The organism is Azospirillum canadense (genome assembly GCF_025961225.1).
In the GTDB taxonomy this organism is placed as follows: Bacteria; Pseudomonadota; Alphaproteobacteria; order Azospirillales; family Azospirillaceae; genus Azospirillum; species Azospirillum canadense.
Window position 1 is genome coordinate 194,355 of record NZ_JAOQNG010000003.1, and the last position, 16,131, is coordinate 210,485.

Sequence of the window (16,131 nt, forward strand, 5' to 3'; positions counted from 1 at the left end):
AGGGAGGAAGAAGCCATGCGTTCATCACCGTCGTTCCGACAGCGGCTTGCACTTGGGGCAGTTTTGGCCGCTACGGCTGGCCTCGCCCTATCGTGTCCGGCACTGGCCGCCGATGTCCGGACGGGAAACAACCCGGCTTCCGGAGTCCGCCGCCCGAACATCCTTCTGATCCTTGCCGACGATCTGGGCTATTCCGACATCGGCGCCTTCGGAGGCGAAATCCAGACGCCCAATCTGGACGCTTTGGCGCGCTCGGGGCTTCAGTTGACGAATTTCCATGTGTCGCCGGCCTGCTCGCCGACGCGCGCCATGCTGATGTCGGGGGCCGACAACCACGTGGCCGGACTGGGCACCATGGCCGAGCTTCCGACCCCGGAACAGAAGGGCAAACCGGGCTACGAGGGGACGCTCAGCATGAACGTGGTTCCCTTCCCGGAACTGCTGCGCGATGCGGGATACCACACGTACATGGCCGGCAAGTGGCACCTGGGCTTGACGGAGGAACTGAGCCCGGCCGCCCGCGGGTTTGAACAGTCCTATGCCATGGTCCAAGGCGGGGCCGGCTTCTTCGATCAAACCGGAAACGCGCCGCCGCCGGACGGCAAGGGGACGAGCAAAGCCCGCTATCGGGAAAACGGCAAAGACGCCACGCTGCCCAAGATCGACTACACGACGAATTTCTATACGGACAAGATCATCGAGTACATCGGCCGCAATCGGACCGACGGCAAGCCGTTCTTCGCCTACGCGGCGTACACGGCGCCCCACTTTCCTTTGCAGGCGCCGGACGCCCTCATTGAGAAATACAAGAACACCTACAAGGTGGGGTACGACGTCATTCGCGACGAGCGTTTCAAGCGCATGCAAGCGGCGGGTCTCATCCCCGCGGACATGAAGCCCCCCGCTCCCTCCCCGACGTGGCCCAAATGGGAACAGCTCACACCGCAGCAGAAGGACGCCGAGGCCCGCCGGATGGCGGTCTACGCGGCCATGGTGGACGCTCTCGACCAGAACATCGGGCGGCTCGTCTCTTACCTGAAGGAGACCGGCGCGTTCGAGAACACGATCATCGTCTTCCTGTCCGACAACGGTGCGGAAGGGAATGACATTCTGGACCTGGTGCCCGCCAAGTGGGTGAATGAGACCTTCAACAACAGCGTAGAGAACACCGGACGACCGGGATCATACGTGGGGTATGGGCCGGGATGGGGGCAGGTGAGCGCCACGCCATTCCGCCTGTACAAGGGCTTTCCCACCGAAGGCGGTGTGCGATCGCCGACCATCATCTCCTACCCGAAGCTCGGGCGTGGCGGAAAGCCGGACGACCAACTCGCGACCGTCATGGATCTGGCGCCGACCTTCCTTGAGGCCGCCGGCATCAAACATCCGGGCGACAGCTACAAGGGCCGTGCCGTCCATCCCATGCAGGGCGCATCGCTGTGGCCCTACTTGAACGGCCAATCCGACCGCGTCCACCCGAGCGACTATGTGTTGGGCTTGGAGCTGTTCGGGCGCGCCTCCTTGCGGAAGGGCGATTGGAAGCTGGTTTGGGTGAACAAGCCGTGGGGGGCGGGCGAATGGCACCTGTACAATCTCGCCGAAGACCCCACCGAGGAGAAAAACCTCGCCGACGCCCGTCCAGAGAAAACCAAGGAGTTGCTGGCTTCCTGGCAGGACTTCCGCACCAGGAACGGCGTCATCTTCGACGAAAGGATTGCTGATCAGCTCGAATACAGCAACGGCACGCGGTACTACAAAGAACTGGAGCAGTAAGCGTTACGGTTGCGACGGCAACCGAGGTGAGTGGGGAGGATGCGGCCAGGGGGCACCGACCGCATCCTCCCAAGCAACCGGCGCCGAGGTCAGTGGAGTGCCGCGGGAGATTGTCTCATGGCTCGAAAGACCGTGTTTTTTCTTCTTACTGTGATGGCCATCGGGGCTGCTGGTGGTCTGACCATGCTCAGCGGGCCCCGCGCGGCCCCGGCCATACCGAATCCTGAGCAGGGTTTGCTTTGCCAAGCCTATTCCGGCATGCCAAACAACAAAGATTCGCACGCTGGAATGGTGTGGGTCCCCGGTGGGGAAGCTGCCATCGGTTCCGACGAGTATTACAGTGAAGAGGGGCCGGTTACGAAGGTCCGCGTGGATGGCTTCTGGATGGACCGGACCGAGGTCACGAATGCCCAGTTTGAACGATTTGTCGAAGCAACCGGGTACGTGACCGAGGCGGAGCGCGTCGTCACCCTGGCTGGCGCCGGTACGCCACAGCCGGCCGGATCGGTGGTTTTCGTGAGCCCGCTCAGCCAGGCGGGCAAGATCAACAGCTGGTGGCAGCTGGTGCCCGGAGCGAATTGGCGCCATCCGGAAGGCCCTGGCAGCGACATCAAGGGTCGCGAGAACCATCCGGTGGTTCACGTGACCCACAAGGATGCCTTGGCCTACGCTCGATGGTTGGGCAGGGACCTTCCCAACGAGGCGCAGTGGGAATTCGCCGCGCGTGGCGGACTTGAGGGTGCGCCGTATGCCTGGGGAGGGGAATTCACGCCACAGGGTCTGGCCATGGCCAACACCTGGCAGGGCTTTTTCCCGATCCAGAACACCCAGGCCGATGGGTACTTGGCCACAGCGCCTGTGGGCTGCTTCAAGCCGAATGGTTACGGTCTTTACGACATGATCGGCAACGTGTGGGAGTGGACGTCGGACTGGTACCGGCCCAGCCACGAGGGGTTGGAGATGTCCAATCCGACCGGGCCGCGTCAGGAGGAGAGTTATGATCCTCGCCAGCCAGACGTCCCCAGCCGGGTCATCAAAGGGGGCTCCTTCCTCTGTGCGCAGAATTTTTGTCAAAGGTACCGTCCAGCCTCACGCCATCCGCAGGAGGTCGGACTAGGGGCAAGTCATCTGGGGTTTCGGACGGTGTTGAATGTGAAGTAGGCGCGGTCCAGAGAAGAAACCTCTCAGCTGCTGGTTGAGCGGTCATCCACAGATCGCTGTCTCAAGCCCTCCCGAAGCACTGATGGTATGTCCAGCCCGCCATGATGACCCCTCGTTCATAATCCACCCTGGGCCGCCAGCATGCCGGCGCATGCAGCACGGTCATTGTCCGCCTATGTCAGAGCACGGGGTTGAAGGCGGCGAGATTGCCGGGTTTTCGGAGCATTTTGTCCACCTCACCGGCATGCTGCTCCTCCGTGTAAATCATCTGTCGGGCATACTCTTCGAGCATCACCGATCGCCCTTCCACCAACCCCAGAAGTTCGCGGTAGAGCGCCAGCGCTTTGCCCTCGGTGGCCAGCGATTCACGGAGAATCGCTCCGATATCGAGCTGGTGACTGTCGAGCAACGGGCCGATGGCGAGCGAGGGATAGGCACCGAGGTGGGTGATCATCTCTCCAGCCTGCTGAGCGTGGGTCAGCGATTCCGTGGCCTGATCGCGCAGCCAGGCGATGATTGGGATGCGATTGTAGCCGAAAACCAGGAACGAGTAGTGGGTGTAGCGCACGACACCGGCGAGTTCGGCTTCAAGGATGCGGTTGAGAACCTCGACCACCCGAGTCGTATCGAGATCAGCCATCACGCTGTCCTCCTCCGAAGGCTCGTGCATTGTTCGCCAGCACGCGAGCCAGCCGGCCCACTGCCATCAACCATCAGGCGGCCGAGTGATCACGCCGGCCATCAAAGGATCGCGTCCCACCGCGTGGTGTCTGAGGCGTGAGGCTGGCCCGCCGGAGCGCTCCCCCATAGCTGGCGCAGGCGGGCCGGCCGTTCGGGAGCGGCGGTCACCGTGTTCTTCGGCTAAGTTGAGGTTGCTTAACGACCATCAACCAAGACGGAGACCACGATGACCGAGGACAGGATCGCTCTTCAGGAGCTGATTGGGAAGAGCGCCGATGCCGACTTTCTGCGCGAGATGGTCGGCTTCGCCGCCCAGCGCCTGATGGAGCTGGAGGTGGAGAGCCTGTGCGGCGCCGGGTATGGCGAACGCAGCGAGGACCGCCAGACCAAGCGCAACGGCTACCGGGAGCGGACCTGGGAGACGCGCGCCGGGGCCATCGACCTGCGCATCCCCAAGCTGCGGCGCGGCTCCTACTTCCCGGCCTTCCTGGAGCCGCGCCGCACCGCGGAGAAGGCGCTAATCGCGGTGATTCAGGAGGCCTACGTGCAGGGCATCTCGACGCGCAACGTCGATGATCTGGTCAAGGCGATGGGCATGACCGGCATCTCCAAGAGCCAGGTCAGCCGCCTGTGCCAGGACATCGACGAGCGCGTGCAGGCGTTCCTGAACCGGCCGCTGGAAGGCGACTGGCCCTTTGTGTGGCTGGATGCGACCTACGTGAAAGTGCGCCAGGACGGCCGCATCGTCTCGCTCGCCGCCATACTGGCCATCGGCGTCAACAGCGATGGCCGGCGCGAGGTGCTGGGGCTCGGCCTCGGGCTGTCGGAAGCCGAGACCTTCTGGACCGATTTCCTGCGCACCCTCACCCGCCGGGGCCTACGCGGCGTAAAGCTGGTGATCGCCGATGCGCATCTCGGGCTGAAGGCCGCCGCTTCCAAGGTGCTGGGCGCCACACTTCAACGCTGTCGTGTTCATTGCATGAGGAATCTCCTCGCCTGCGTCGGCAAGGCGCACCAGACGATGGTCGCGGCCACCATTCGCACCGCCTTTGCCCAGGAGACCGCTGAGGCGGCGCATGAGCAGTGGCGCCGGGTGGCCGACAGCCTGCGGCCGCGCTTTTCCAAGCTGGCGGCGCTGATGGACGAGGCGGAGTTCGACGTGCTGGCCTACATGAAGTACCCCAAGGACCTGCGCACCAAATTGCACAGCACGAATCCTCTGGAGCGGCTGAATGGCGAGATCAAGCGGCGCACCAACGTCGTCGGCATCTTCCCTGGCGAAGGGGCGGTTGTGCGCCTCGTCGGCGCCTTGCTGCTGGAGCAGCATGATGAATGGGCGGTGGCCCGGCGCTACATGACCATGGAAAGCCTGGCCGAGCTGTGCCACCCTCACACCCCTGATCCGCTGTCCATCGCAGCGGAGTAGACCGGCGGCCTCAACCCGCCGAAGAGCACAGAGGCCCCCTCAGACACCACGCCTCGGGGCACGATCCATCAAAGCGAATTTTCGGATGAGAATGCCGAAACGCATGAGGGCGGGCGCAATTGGTGACGATGCACGCTGTCTACCTTTCCCTTTCACAACATCCCCGACGACAGCTTTTTTGGCGAAAAGCGGACGATCAAATTCTTTTCCTTCCACCAATCCTGCCCTTTGAGCCAGGACCAAGGCTGTTCTCACAATGTTCGACCTTGGCGTTGTTTGTGTGCTCGGCTTTGCGCGATCTGGGACGGCATTCCTTCCCTCATGCCCGGATCCAGAAGGCCGGTTCATCGGCGATGAAGGCGAGAGCGTCCTCAAGGTCGAACACCGCCCCGAAGGGTCCAGCCGGTCCCCAGGCCTCGCGCCGCCACCACAGAACTTCGACGCGGTTGGTCTCGCCCAGTGGCCGCAAGCGGGCAACTGGCGCGCCGGTGCGGGCGCTGAACAGTGAGTAGCCGCGGTTGATCCGGCGGACGGTGAGGCCGCCGCGCGGCCAGGGATAGGTGGCAATCCGCTCCAGGACGGGGTCGGTCGTGGGCATCGCGATCACGCGTGCGCAAGTCTGTTGGGTGGTCATACATCCGGCGCCGCCAGAGGTGTACCATGGTACGCCCCATTGTCCTCCCCAAAAGCTTCGTCGCGTGGCTCTGGCCGTACCTGGAGGCCTTCTCCGGACGCACCCGCGCCACGGTGGCGGCACTCGCCGTCGGCGCCGTGCTGGCGGTCGGCCCGCGCACGGTCGCCAATGCGCTGCGCGCCCTCGGTCTGGCCGATGAGCCGGGGTTCGCGACGTTTCACCGCGTGCTCAACCGCAACGCCTGGTCGGGGTTGGTGCTGGCCCGCACGCTGCTGCACGCCCTGGTCGGCGCCTTCGTTCCGGACGGACCGGTCGTCATCGGCGTCGATCACACTCTGGAGCGCCGGCGCGGCCCGTGCATCCGCCCGGCCAGCCAGTATTATGACGCGGTGCGGTCGTCCAAGAAGAGACGGGTCACCAGCCACGGCCTGCGCTGGCTGACCGCCATGCTGCTGGTCGAGGTGCCGTTCGCCGGCCGCATCTGGGGCCTGCCGGTGCTCACCGCGCTGACGCCCAGCCGCTCCTGGTGCCAGGAGCACGGACGACATTACCGGTCGGTCAACGACTGGGCACGCGCCGTCCTGCGGCGCCTGCACCGCTGGCTGCCGGAGCGGCTGGTGGTCGCCGTTATGGACGGCGGGTTCGCCGCGCTGGATTTGCTCGACGCGCTGAGCCCATCCATCATTGTCGTCACGCGCTTGCGCTTGGATGCCGCCCTGTTCGATCCCCCGCCGGCCGAGCAACACTATGGCCGCCCGGCGGTCAAGGGAGCCCGGCAGCCGAGCTTGCGCGCTCGGCTGAGCGACCCGGAGACGGTCTGGCGGCGCGCTGTCCAGGCCAGCCGCACCCAGTGGCGCACCGGTGGCTGGATCGAGTACGCCAGCGGCACGGCGCTGTGGTATCATGCGGGTAAGCCGGTCGTGCCGATCCTGTGGGTGCTGGTCCGCTATCCCGACGGCCGGCGCGAGCCCGAAGCCTTCCTGTGTACCGATCCGACGGTGCCGCCGCGCACGGTGCTGGAATGGTTCAATCGTCGCTGGTCCATGGAAACCACTTACGAAGAAAGTCGCGCCCACATCGGGATCGCGACGCAGCGCCAGTGGACCGATCCGGCGGTGTTCCGCACGACGCCGCTGCTGTTCGGGCTGTATTCGCTGATCACGTTGTACGTGCACCAACATGCCGACCGGCTGGCGCTGTCGCCGCGGCGCGCCCTGTGGTACCCCAAGCCGGCGCCGACCTTCGCTGATGCGTTGGCCCGCCTGCGCCGGCACCTGTGGTTCGAACAGGTTTTCGCCATCTCGTCCGAAACCACCGAGATGACGAAAACCGCCCCTCCGCTCCTGCGCCGCCTCATCGAATCCGTCTGCTACGCTCCATGAGCCACGTCAATCCCGCACTCCGCTTGGCCGGATGACCACCGTCCCAGAACGGACGGATGTCCCACGATGCGCAAAGCCGAGTGTGACACTCGGCGCCGCGCCCTCACAATGGCCCGCTCCTGCAAATCCAGAGCTGCTTGCCCGACCAGCAGCGACCGAGCGCGCCTTTCGGGATCACCATCGGCGGCTGCGTCCAAAGACCTGTCATCGCGCCCGGGGGCCAAGGGGGATCGAGCACGGCCGCGCAACGCTACGGCTGGACGACCCCGGACGGCGTCTACCGCGGCCTCACCCCCTGTCTCGAACCGATTCCGGTCACCCTCAACCACCAAGCGCGGGCGTGCTCCGGCTCCATGGATGGTTTCATGGGCAGCGTGTGGGGAGTCACCATGAGCGAGATCCACGTGCAGACCGACGCCAGCGCCGCGACCTACCGCAAGCTGCTCCCCTGCGGTCCTTGGGGGGCGCCCGAGGGAACGGTCGAGAAGGATGTCCAGGCGTGCGCCGGGCAGTATTACGACGACCTGGCGGGCGGCGTGTCCTGGCCGATGGTCCGCTATGGGGTGCGGCGGCAGGGCGGCGGCGAGAACGCGGTCGAGATGTTTTCTCCCATCACGCAATGCCTGCCCGACATCGATCCGCAGAAGCTCATTCAGCACGGCGAGCGGCAGGTCGGCTGGCAGCACGCCGACGGCATCCTGGCGTCGTTCCCGGTCATGCAGCGCACGCGCGACGGCGTCGACATCGGCCAGCTTTACATCGGCGATCCCGCCCAGCACTATGCCCTGGACTCCGAAGGCGTGGTCGACGCCGGTCCTCCCGAAATGGTCGGATGCGTGAGCTTTCAGGCACGCCAGCTGGTGCGCCGCTACCATCGCCCGGACGACAGCGCGGTCGACGTCCTCGGCCTTTACGACGCGCCGGTCATCACGGACAGGTGCGCTCGGTGATGCGAATGACCCGGTAGCAACGGCGTTCCCCTGCCCCACCACAGTCGCACTCCACCGTTGCGTCGTGGCGGTGTGGTGCGCCACGACAGAGGGTAATTACGGCGGTCATGGTGGTCGTCTTCCGGTGCAGGTGATCCCGGCCACGGTCACGGGCCGAAATAGGCGTCAGCCGCATCCTGATCGATGATGTGGCAGCCTCCTTTTCCCGCGACGGCGGCGGGATGGTGGCGCAACGCGAGCAGCAGGATGGACCAGCGGATGCGCCCGGTGGCCCAGAGGCGGACCGCCTCCACCGCGTAAGCGAGCGTCAATCGTTCCGGGCGGAAGTCATGGTCGGACAGCGATGGCATGGTGGGGTTCGTCCTCGGCTGGATACGGCGGGCGCGGGGCGCCGTGGGCGGGGTTTGCTGGCGGTGACGGTCATGAATCGATTCATGGATCGCCCGACCTGGTGATGGCGTGCCTCTCTCATGCAGTGACGCTGTGTTGAGAGGCTTTCCCTTTCGCGCGCGGGGCTGCGCGCCCTGGAGCGAGTTGAGCGCCAAACAGGCGCCAAGCGAAATCGGTGATGATAGCACCCTCCAGGCTGAGCAGCCCCATGCGCCGCAACGCCCCAACCGTCCGCGGCGCGCCGGCGACCAGTGCGCCCGACGCCAAGGCGCGAAGATAGGCGCGGCTGATCTTGGACAGGCGCGGGGTGTGCAAGCGCGTCGTTGGAAGGTCGCTACGCTCGTCGACCAGGAGCAAGTCTGCCCGAGCCGGCAATGGACGGCCGACGCCCCTTCGGACCCGCGCGATCTGCACGCCACACAGCCGCACGTCGCCATGCCGCGTTTCAATGCTTCGACCGATCCAGGCCAGGGCTTCCGTGACCGCTGCATTCTCGCGCTGCGCGGCAAGATCGATCATCGCCGCGCGCTGAATGACCGGCCGTTCACGCCTGGTGAAGCCCCGCGCGTAGCATAACGCGACAAAATCCCATTGGCCGGTCTCACCGCGCGCCAAGGCGACGCCGGCGGATCCGTCATGCGACGGCGCACGGCCATCGTCCAAGGCGCCGCAATGCCGGCGCCGTCCCTTTCGGCGCGGCGGAGCCTCCGGCCCAAGCTGACCGGCCGTCGGGATGGGGGGTGTATGTTACCGCGCGCGTCTACCATGCTCCCGACCTTTGCTCGTCCATCAGTCGCCGCGTCCGCATCTTCTGCCACGCCGGGAGCTGAGCCAGCCCTACCCGGCGGAGCCGTTGCGCAACCGATGCCGCCGAGGACCGCGCGAACGTAGAAGTAGGTTAACGCCGTGTAGTTGCTGCTTCCATGGTTTCGTTGCGCATATCTAATTATGCGCCTGCGGCGATTCACTACCTGCGATATGCCTGCGCGTCGGCAGCGGGCGGCCGCTCTCAGCGTCATCGTCAGTCCACCTCCTCGGGGTCAGCGGCACCGCGGCGGGAAAGCCCCAGCACTCCGACGCAGTGCTCTTCACGGGTTGCGTCGCCACTAGAGCACAACCCTCTTCGCTGGGAGCGAATTCTCCTTGACGGCCTATTCGCTATCAGCGATCATCCGCGCATGAAGCTCGTGATCGAAACCACCGCGTTGAAGGTGCTGCTTCGCATGCCGAAGGGCGATGCGGCGGGACTGCGGGCGAAGATCAAGGCGTTCGCCGAAGCTCCCTATGAACCGCACCCTTGGGCAAAGTCCTTTGGCGGCGGACGCGGCCGCATCCGCCATGGCGACTGGCGGGCCATCTATGAGATTGATGGCGATGCGCTGTTGATCACCGTGCTGAAGATTGGGAACCGGAAGGAGGTCTACCGATGAACGCTCTGCCCATCACGCCGATCGCCGAAACGGCCGACAGCGTCACGCTGAGCCGGGCGGACTTCGAAGCCCTCGCCGAGTTGGTGACTGACGCGCAGGACCTGGCCGACGTCGACGCGGTCAAGGCCCGCTTGGCCGCTGGGGAAACTGAGGTGTTCCCGTTCGAGGTCGCCGAGCGCATCCTCGACGGCGACCACCCGGTCACGGTCTTCCGCGAGCACCGCGGCTTCACATCCCGTGGCTTGGCTGAGGCCGCGGGGGTTTCGCAATCCTATCTGTCCGAGATCGAGAACGCCCGTAAGCCGGGGAGCCTGGACACGATGGCCCGCATCGCCAACGCGCTCAAGGTCCCGCTCGACCTGCTGGTGCGCACGTGATCGCTGGCGGGCTGCTGTCATCCGTGAATGTCCGTGAAGCTATAACCATGCTCCAGCTGCGCATCGACCACCGGACGGAGGTGGCGTGCGGCCGCATCCTGCGGGCCTGTGGTGTCGCCACCGATCATACCAACGCGCCTCGGGTGCCCGCGGTGACACCCACCTTTAACGACCCGTTCCACCCCGAGCCGACAGGAGTATGTGCCGAGCATGGAAGCCGAACTTTCGCCGCCGCCCGGTGGACTTCAGCTCGCCTCCGTGGCGATCTTGGACAAGGCCTTGATCGCTGCCGCAGACCACGCGGCGCGCTACTGGACGAGCGCCGATCCGGGTCCTCTGCGGCCCGGGACCGAGGCGCACACGCGCGCCGTCGCGCACATGTTCCGCGAGACCTTCAACCCCTACAAGCCGACCGTCATCGATTGGCCTCACCTGGACGTCGAGGCCCGGGAGCGGCTCATCAGCTTGCCGATCTGGGACATCGCGGTGCAGACCGAAGGCAAAGCGCGGATACGCATGCTCGCCTACGCGCACAGCCTCGCCGATCCCCTATGGCGAGAATCCATTGAGCTGAATGGTTGGGAGGAGGGCCGGCACAAAATGGTCCTCGCAAACCTGGTGGCCGCGTACGGAATCACGCTGGAGCCCGAGCCCCCCTACCCACCGCCGCAAAATACGGAATGGGCCTACCTCGTCACCGGGTTCAGCGAGTGCATCGACAGCTTCTTCGCCTTCGGGCTCTTCGCGCTTGCCGAACGGTCGGGCTTTTTCCCGCCCGAACTCGTTGAAACCTTTGAGCCGGTGATGCAGGAGGAATGCCGGCACATCTTATTGTTCGCGAATTGGCTCGCCTGGCATCGCCGAACCATCACCTGGTGGCGCCGTCCGTGGTTCGAGGTGAAGGTCGCGGCTGCTTGGTTGTTCCTCGGGTGGGAACGGATCGGTTTGGCCCGCGGCATGGACGACGGACAAGACGGGCGGGGCAAGCCGCAGGACAACAATTTCACGGTCACCGGCAGCAAGGCCGTGACCGATGGCGATGTCAGCATCCCGGACCTCCTGACCCTGTGCCTCGCTGAGAACGACCGCCGCTTCGCGGGCTACGACACGAGACTGCGGCGTCCAACGACAATGCCGGCTCTCGCCCGGTTGGCGCTCCGGTTCATGGGGCGCAAGCAGCCGATTCCTTCGGGGACAGCATCATGATGCGCTGCTGTGGTTCGTCAAGGCTCGCGCCTTGTTGACGAGAGCCTGGGCCCTGCCCCCCTTCCGCCACCAGCACCACGGCCGACAGAAACGCAACGCCGCGCATTGCCTGCAGAGCCTCGACCAGCGGCCGCAGCGCTCAGCTCCGGGCCAGCTCCTTAATTTGCCCGTTCAGCCGATCGCGCCGCGTCTCGGCATCGATGACGGTATCGATCAGCTCCTGCAAAACGATCTGCTGAGCCGGATGCTCGAAACGCTGATTGGCCAGCCAGCGCCGACGCACTCACGCCCGAGCTCGGTCATTTGCCGGTGCAGACTATCGCCGCACGGCCCGGCCTCGTAGCAGACGCTCAGCCGACCGTACTTGCTGGCCAGCTTCTCGATGAGCCGGCGCACGGCGTCAGCTCGGTTGGGGATCTCGCCCAGAAAGCGCACCTCGCCCAAGCGCCCGGGCGCGCCCACCGCGACGGCGATCGTCTCTTTGTGCATGTCCATGGCGACAAACACCCGGTCATTCTGCTCCATGGCTCGTCTCCTGTGTCTGAGGCATGGCGCCGGCCCACCCGGTGCAACCCTCGTTCGCGACAGAACGTGAGACGAGCCACCTTCGGCTCAGCAGGGACAGGGGGCTAGTGCTCCTTTCCGCCGTCTATGCCGCGAAGGGACACGATCATGTTGCCGCGCCCGCGGGGCGGTTCCGTTGGCGCGACCGTGAATAGGACCCCGTCCTGCTCCACAGCGCCATGGGCGGTTCGCACTGCCCACCGAAGCTGATAGCTGCCGGCTGGAAGCGCACCCAGGGCGACGAAGAGCGTGTTGGGCGCGCTGTTGAGTCGCGCGTGCAAAACGCGGGTCGATTCCGGTGTGACCAACTCGACGCGTGCCTGCGCGTGGTCGAACGGTTCCTCAAATCGGACGAGGAAGGAACGTGTCGACCCGGCGACGACAATATTCGCACGCTGCCCAGAGGCGAAACGGTCCTGCGAATCGGCATGAAGCGGCGATGTCCATGCAATCGTAACTAGGGCGGCACTGGCAATGGTCATGTGAATAAGCCAATGCCGCACCTTGCTTGGGGCGATGTGAGTATTCATGGCGGCTGCTCGAGGTTGGGCCCGGGAGCCCCCCATTCACCCCACCAGTAAGCGGATTTCTTTGGCTGCTTGCTGGTGGGGTGATCGGAGCCTGCCACCCGGACCATTGAAGCTGCGCAAGTCACATCCAGCAGATCGCTTACGGTACCGAAGGCGACCGAAGCGATTCTCGGACGACCCGGTCTCTCGCGGTTCTACTGGGTGCCTATGGTCAGTCGCTGCGGGTTGCCGTCTGGGGCTTCGGCACGCTTGGCGGGAAATCGCTGTCCATAGCTCTCTCCTGCTGCATCAGTTGACGGCATGGCGGGCCCCAGCGCCGTCTCCAACTTGGGTGGCCGGGTTCTGGACCTTGGTGTCAAGGCCCAAAATGCCGCGGGCGAAGCGCAGATACTCCTCGGCCTGAGCATCGTTGCCTTGGGCGTGCAAGGCCTGCGCGACACTCAAGTTCGTGGCGATGGTGGTCCTGGTATCGCGGCTCGCGTTGTCGCTGACCGACCTTGCTTCGATCGTGCCCCGAGGCGTGGTGTCTGAGGGGGCCTCTGTGCTCTTCGGCGGGTTGAGGCCGCCGGTCTACTCCGCTGCGATGGACAGCGGATCAGGGGTGTGAGGGTGGCACAGCTCGGCCAGGCTTTCCATGGTCATGTAGCGCCGGGCCACCGCCCATTCATCATGCTGCTCCAGCAGCAAGGCGCCGACGAGGCGCACAACCGCCCCTTCGCCAGGGAAGATGCCGACGACGTTGGTGCGCCGCTTGATCTCGCCATTCAGCCGCTCCAGAGGATTCGTGCTGTGCAATTTGGTGCGCAGGTCCTTGGGGTACTTCATGTAGGCCAGCACGTCGAACTCCGCCTCGTCCATCAGCGCCGCCAGCTTGGAAAAGCGCGGCCGCAGGCTGTCGGCCACCCGGCGCCACTGCTCATGCGCCGCCTCAGCGGTCTCCTGGGCAAAGGCGGTGCGAATGGTGGCCGCGACCATCGTCTGGTGCGCCTTGCCGACGCAGGCGAGGAGATTCCTCATGCAATGAACACGACAGCGTTGAAGTGTGGCGCCCAGCACCTTGGAAGCGGCGGCCTTCAGCCCGAGATGCGCATCGGCGATCACCAGCTTTACGCCGCGTAGGCCCCGGCGGGTGAGGGTGCGCAGGAAATCGGTCCAGAAGGTCTCGGCTTCCGACAGCCCGAGGCCGAGCCCCAGCACCTCGCGCCGGCCATCGCTGTTGACGCCGATGGCCAGTATGGCGGCGAGCGAGACGATGCGGCCGTCCTGGCGCACTTTCACGTAGGTCGCATCCAGCCACACAAAGGGCCAGTCGCCTTCCAGCGGCCGGTTCAGGAACGCCTGCACGCGCTCGTCGATGTCCTGGCACAGGCGGCTGACCTGGCTCTTGGAGATGCCGGTCATGCCCATCGCCTTGACCAGATCATCGACGTTGCGCGTCGAGATGCCCTGCACGTAGGCCTCCTGAATCACCGCGATTAGCGCCTTCTCCGCGGTGCGGCGCGGCTCCAGGAAGGCCGGGAAGTAGGAGCCGCGCCGCAGCTTGGGGATGCGCAGGTCGATGGCCCCGGCGCGCGTCTCCCAGGTCCGCTCCCGGTAGCCGTTGCGCTTGGTCTGGCGGTCCTCGCTGCGTTCGCCATACCCGGCGCCGCACAGGCTCTCCACCTCCAGCTCCATCAGGCGCTGGGCGGCGAAGCCGACCATCTCGCGCAGAAAGTCGGCATCGGCGCTCTTCCCAATCAGCTCCTGAAGAGCGATCCTGTCCTCGGTCATCGTGGTCTCCGTCTTGGTTGATGGTCGTTAAGCAACCTCAACTTAGCCGAAGAACACGGTGACCGCCGCTCCCGAACGGCCGGCCCGCCTGCGCCAGCTATGGGGGAGCGCTCCGGCGGGCCAGCCTCACGCCTCAGACACCACGCGGTGGGACGCGATCGTTGCTATCGTTGCTCGCGCCGAGCTTGCAATTCCTGTGGCAGCCAGCCACCACCATGCGCGCGGGCAAGGGCTTGTGCGATCTGCTCGGGGGATGTGAGTAATGCGCACAGATCCTGCCAGACCAAGTCGTCGAGCTGGTGGGCCGGGGCATAACGCGCCGAGCAGCGCTCGCCGCGCCCGCTCACGATTGGATCCCCTTTGCCGCGGCAGATGTAGTAGTCGTACCCCGGCTGGACCGTGCGGCACAGGCAGCTCGACTGACACACGCCGCAGCTCACCAGAGCGCGCAGCAGGTAACTGTGCCGGGTGTTGTGACGCCGGGCAAAGGCTTGGTTCTGGGCGAGTTTGGTCTGCGCCTGCTTGAAGCGCTCGACGCTGATCAGCGCCGGAATGCTCGCCACCGGCAGCCACTGCTCCGCTGGCGTCGGGACCGGCGAGTCACAAGGCCGGCCAATGGGGTGGGTCGCCGACCGACGGACCCGGGGCGGGCGGCTGCGCCAGCGTCCGGCGAAGACCTGACCGGTGTAGCTGGGGTTGGTCAGAATGCCGCGCAACGTCGTCGGCGACCACTGCGGCCGGCCGGTCGGTGAGACGATGCCCAAAGCGTGCAGATGCTTGGCCAGACTGAACAGACTGGCGTGGTCCTCGATGAAGCGAGTGAACAGCTCCCGGACCACGGCAGCCTCCACCGGCTCGACCGTCACGCCCGCTGGATCGCGCGGACGATTGGGGTCCAAGCGGTAGCCATACGGGGCTTGAGTCCAGGGCAACAAGCATCCGGCGCGCAGCTTCATCTGCCGTCCCCGTCGCATGCGCTCGGCGATCAGGGTGCGTTCATATTCCGCCACGGCACCCCGGATCTGCAACGGTAGGTGATCTTGCGGATCGCGCCCCATTGGGCGGTCCAGAAACTCGACCCGATAACCGAAGCGCTCCAGTTCCTCCAGGAGGACCATGAGCTGGACGTAGTTGCGGGCCAAACGATCCGGGTCGGTAACCAGCACCCGCTCGACCTCGCCCGCCCGCACCGCATCGCGCAGCCGATCCAGGCCCGGCCGGTTCAGTGTCGCCCCGCTGTACCCGTCATCCCGGAAGATGGTCTCGCTGGTGAACTCCTCGCCGTGGGCGCAGAGGTGGGTGCGCAACCGGTCGAGCTGCTGGTCGATGGTTTGGGCCTGCGCCTGACGCGAGGTCGAGACGCGCACATAGACGACCGTCCTCATGGCTCACCTCCTGCGTTGGCGGAGAGGTGACGGTCGCCTCGACCGGCGCCGTCTGACCGTCCAAGCGGCTCCAGCCCAGGATGAGCATGTACGCCCGATCCCATTGCCGGGCTCCGTCCGCGGCAGCCTGCGGCTGCCGGCGAACCTGCCAGTGGCGCTTCATCGGCACCTCCCCGATCACTTTCCTGATCGGGAACCGTGCCAGCCCCCTCCTGCGCGCGATCCCGCAGCCGCAGAGGTCGGCGCCACCAGTTCAGGACAAGCTGCCCTGACCGCGACAGGCAGAATTTGTCATTTGTGATCAGCCCATTGAGCGGCTGATCAACAAGTTGAAGCAGTTCCGGCGAATCGCGACCCGGTATGAGAAGCGCGCCGTCAACTATCTCGCCATGATCACCATCGCAGCGATTCTTCTATGGCTCTGACCTTTGCCAACACGACCTAACATTACAGTTGCGCTCGGCCCTTGAGG

General features: G+C 65.4%; 16 protein-coding genes and 1 pseudogene. 9 read left to right on the forward strand and 8 right to left on the reverse strand.

What is annotated here, in order from left to right; all coding sequences use genetic code 11:
- Nucleotides 1-15: 15 nt before the first annotated feature.
- Both M2351_RS18920 and M2351_RS18925 read left to right on the forward strand, forming a co-directional pair.
- Nucleotides 16-1,773 (forward strand): arylsulfatase, encoded by a 1,758-nt coding sequence (locus M2351_RS18920; RefSeq protein WP_264657659.1) that lies wholly within the window; start codon nt 16-18, stop codon nt 1,771-1,773.
- A gap of 117 nt (nt 1,774-1,890) precedes the next feature.
- Nucleotides 1,891-2,934 carry a formylglycine-generating enzyme family protein gene (locus tag M2351_RS18925; protein WP_264657660.1) on the forward strand — a complete coding sequence of 348 codons (1,044 nt, stop codon included), beginning with the start codon at nt 1,891-1,893 and terminating at the stop codon, nt 2,932-2,934.
- A 178-nt stretch (nt 2,935-3,112) separates the two neighbouring features.
- Here the strand turns inward: M2351_RS18925 and M2351_RS18930 are convergent, their stop codons facing one another.
- Nucleotides 3,113-3,574 carry a ferritin-like domain-containing protein gene (locus M2351_RS18930; protein WP_264657661.1) on the reverse strand — a complete coding sequence of 154 codons (462 nt, stop codon included), beginning with the start codon at nt 3,572-3,574 and terminating at the stop codon, nt 3,113-3,115.
- A 267-nt stretch (nt 3,575-3,841) separates the two neighbouring features.
- On the opposite strand from M2351_RS18930, the gene M2351_RS18935 reads away from it, so the two are divergent.
- Nucleotides 3,842-5,041, forward strand: a complete 1,200-nt coding sequence (locus tag M2351_RS18935) for an IS256 family transposase (RefSeq protein ID WP_264654291.1) — start codon at nt 3,842-3,844, stop codon at nt 5,039-5,041.
- A gap of 319 nt (nt 5,042-5,360) precedes the next feature.
- On the opposite strand, the gene M2351_RS18940 is transcribed toward M2351_RS18935, so the two are convergent.
- Nucleotides 5,361-5,639: a hypothetical protein gene (locus M2351_RS18940; protein ID WP_264657648.1), complete on the reverse strand. Its 279-nt coding sequence runs from the start codon at nt 5,637-5,639 to the stop codon at nt 5,361-5,363.
- Between the two features lie 62 nt (nt 5,640-5,701).
- On the opposite strand from M2351_RS18940, the gene M2351_RS18945 reads away from it, so the two are divergent.
- Nucleotides 5,702-7,057: an IS701 family transposase gene (locus M2351_RS18945; RefSeq protein ID WP_264657647.1), complete on the forward strand. Its 1,356-nt coding sequence runs from the start codon at nt 5,702-5,704 to the stop codon at nt 7,055-7,057.
- A 389-nt stretch (nt 7,058-7,446) separates the two neighbouring features.
- Nucleotides 7,447-8,007, forward strand: coding sequence for a hypothetical protein (locus M2351_RS18950; protein ID WP_264657662.1), 561 nt, complete (start codon nt 7,447-7,449; stop codon nt 8,005-8,007).
- Between the two features lie 146 nt (nt 8,008-8,153).
- Here the strand turns inward: M2351_RS18950 and M2351_RS18955 are convergent, their stop codons facing one another.
- A complete protein-coding gene (locus tag M2351_RS18955) occupies nt 8,154-8,357 on the reverse strand; it encodes a hypothetical protein (protein ID WP_264657663.1) in 204 nt (67 codons plus the stop codon).
- 118 nt (nt 8,358-8,475) lie between these two features.
- A complete protein-coding gene (locus tag M2351_RS18960; protein WP_264657664.1) occupies nt 8,476-9,060 on the reverse strand; it encodes a hypothetical protein in 585 nt (194 codons plus the stop codon).
- A 515-nt stretch (nt 9,061-9,575) separates the two neighbouring features.
- Here M2351_RS18960 and M2351_RS18965 point away from each other — a divergent pair.
- From M2351_RS18965 to M2351_RS18975, 3 genes are all read left to right on the forward strand, one after another.
- Nucleotides 9,576-9,827: a type II toxin-antitoxin system RelE family toxin gene (locus M2351_RS18965; protein ID WP_264657665.1), complete on the forward strand. Its 252-nt coding sequence runs from the start codon at nt 9,576-9,578 to the stop codon at nt 9,825-9,827.
- On the forward strand, nt 9,824-10,204 hold the full coding sequence (locus M2351_RS18970; RefSeq protein WP_264657666.1) for a helix-turn-helix domain-containing protein: 381 nt from the start codon (nt 9,824-9,826) through the stop codon (nt 10,202-10,204). The genes M2351_RS18965 and M2351_RS18970 overlap by 4 nt, the downstream gene beginning before the upstream one ends.
- Nucleotides 10,205-10,414: 210 nt before the next feature.
- Nucleotides 10,415-11,410 carry a ferritin-like domain-containing protein gene (locus tag M2351_RS18975; RefSeq protein WP_264657667.1) on the forward strand — a complete coding sequence of 332 codons (996 nt, stop codon included), beginning with the start codon at nt 10,415-10,417 and terminating at the stop codon, nt 11,408-11,410.
- 213 nt (nt 11,411-11,623) lie between these two features.
- On the opposite strand, the gene M2351_RS18980 is transcribed toward M2351_RS18975, so the two are convergent.
- The 4 genes from M2351_RS18980 to M2351_RS18995 all read right to left on the reverse strand — a co-directional run bounded on the left by M2351_RS18980 (nt 11,624) and on the right by M2351_RS18995 (nt 15,659).
- Nucleotides 11,624-11,935, reverse strand: coding sequence for a hypothetical protein (locus M2351_RS18980; RefSeq protein WP_264657668.1), 312 nt, complete (start codon nt 11,933-11,935; stop codon nt 11,624-11,626).
- Nucleotides 11,936-12,039: 104 nt separating this feature from the next.
- Nucleotides 12,040-12,504, reverse strand: a complete 465-nt coding sequence (locus M2351_RS18985) for a copper resistance protein CopC (RefSeq protein ID WP_264657669.1) — start codon at nt 12,502-12,504, stop codon at nt 12,040-12,042.
- A gap of 570 nt (nt 12,505-13,074) precedes the next feature.
- Complete coding sequence (locus M2351_RS18990) at nt 13,075-14,274, reverse strand: IS256 family transposase (protein ID WP_264654291.1); 1,200 nt, start codon at nt 14,272-14,274, stop codon at nt 13,075-13,077.
- A 164-nt stretch (nt 14,275-14,438) separates the two neighbouring features.
- Entirely contained in the window at nt 14,439-15,659 is a 1,221-nt protein-coding gene (locus tag M2351_RS18995) for a recombinase family protein (RefSeq protein ID WP_264657670.1), read from the reverse strand.
- A 308-nt stretch (nt 15,660-15,967) separates the two neighbouring features.
- On the opposite strand from M2351_RS18995, the pseudogene M2351_RS19000 reads away from it, so the two are divergent.
- A pseudogene (locus M2351_RS19000) lies at nt 15,968-16,084 on the forward strand (IS5-like element ISMra2 family transposase); the annotation flags it as partial.
- Nucleotides 16,085-16,131: the final 47 nt, after the last annotated feature.

Excerpts from the sequence above, each read along its gene's own strand:
- M2351_RS18920 (WP_264657659.1), top strand. The coding sequence starts at position 16 with ATGCGTTCATCACCGTCGTTCCGACAGCGGCTTGCACTTGGGGCAGTT.
- M2351_RS18925 (WP_264657660.1), top strand. The coding sequence starts at position 1,891 with ATGGCTCGAAAGACCGTGTTTTTTCTTCTTACTGTGATGGCCATCGGG.
- M2351_RS18930 (WP_264657661.1), bottom strand. The coding sequence starts at position 3,574 with ATGGCTGATCTCGATACGACTCGGGTGGTCGAGGTTCTCAACCGCATC.
- M2351_RS18935 (WP_264654291.1), top strand. The coding sequence starts at position 3,842 with ATGACCGAGGACAGGATCGCTCTTCAGGAGCTGATTGGGAAGAGCGCC.
- M2351_RS18940 (WP_264657648.1), bottom strand. The coding sequence starts at position 5,639 with ATGCCCACGACCGACCCCGTCCTGGAGCGGATTGCCACCTATCCCTGG.
- M2351_RS18945 (WP_264657647.1), top strand. The coding sequence starts at position 5,702 with ATGGTACGCCCCATTGTCCTCCCCAAAAGCTTCGTCGCGTGGCTCTGG.
- M2351_RS18950 (WP_264657662.1), top strand. The coding sequence starts at position 7,447 with ATGAGCGAGATCCACGTGCAGACCGACGCCAGCGCCGCGACCTACCGC.
- M2351_RS18955 (WP_264657663.1), bottom strand. The coding sequence starts at position 8,357 with ATGCCATCGCTGTCCGACCATGACTTCCGCCCGGAACGATTGACGCTC.
- M2351_RS18965 (WP_264657665.1), top strand. The coding sequence starts at position 9,576 with ATGAAGCTCGTGATCGAAACCACCGCGTTGAAGGTGCTGCTTCGCATG.
- M2351_RS18970 (WP_264657666.1), top strand. The coding sequence starts at position 9,824 with ATGAACGCTCTGCCCATCACGCCGATCGCCGAAACGGCCGACAGCGTC.
- M2351_RS18975 (WP_264657667.1), top strand. The coding sequence starts at position 10,415 with ATGGAAGCCGAACTTTCGCCGCCGCCCGGTGGACTTCAGCTCGCCTCC.
- M2351_RS18980 (WP_264657668.1), bottom strand. The coding sequence starts at position 11,935 with ATGGAGCAGAATGACCGGGTGTTTGTCGCCATGGACATGCACAAAGAG.
- M2351_RS18985 (WP_264657669.1), bottom strand. The coding sequence starts at position 12,504 with ATGAATACTCACATCGCCCCAAGCAAGGTGCGGCATTGGCTTATTCAC.
- M2351_RS18990 (WP_264654291.1), bottom strand. The coding sequence starts at position 14,274 with ATGACCGAGGACAGGATCGCTCTTCAGGAGCTGATTGGGAAGAGCGCC.
- M2351_RS18995 (WP_264657670.1), bottom strand. The coding sequence starts at position 15,659 with ATGAGGACGGTCGTCTATGTGCGCGTCTCGACCTCGCGTCAGGCGCAG.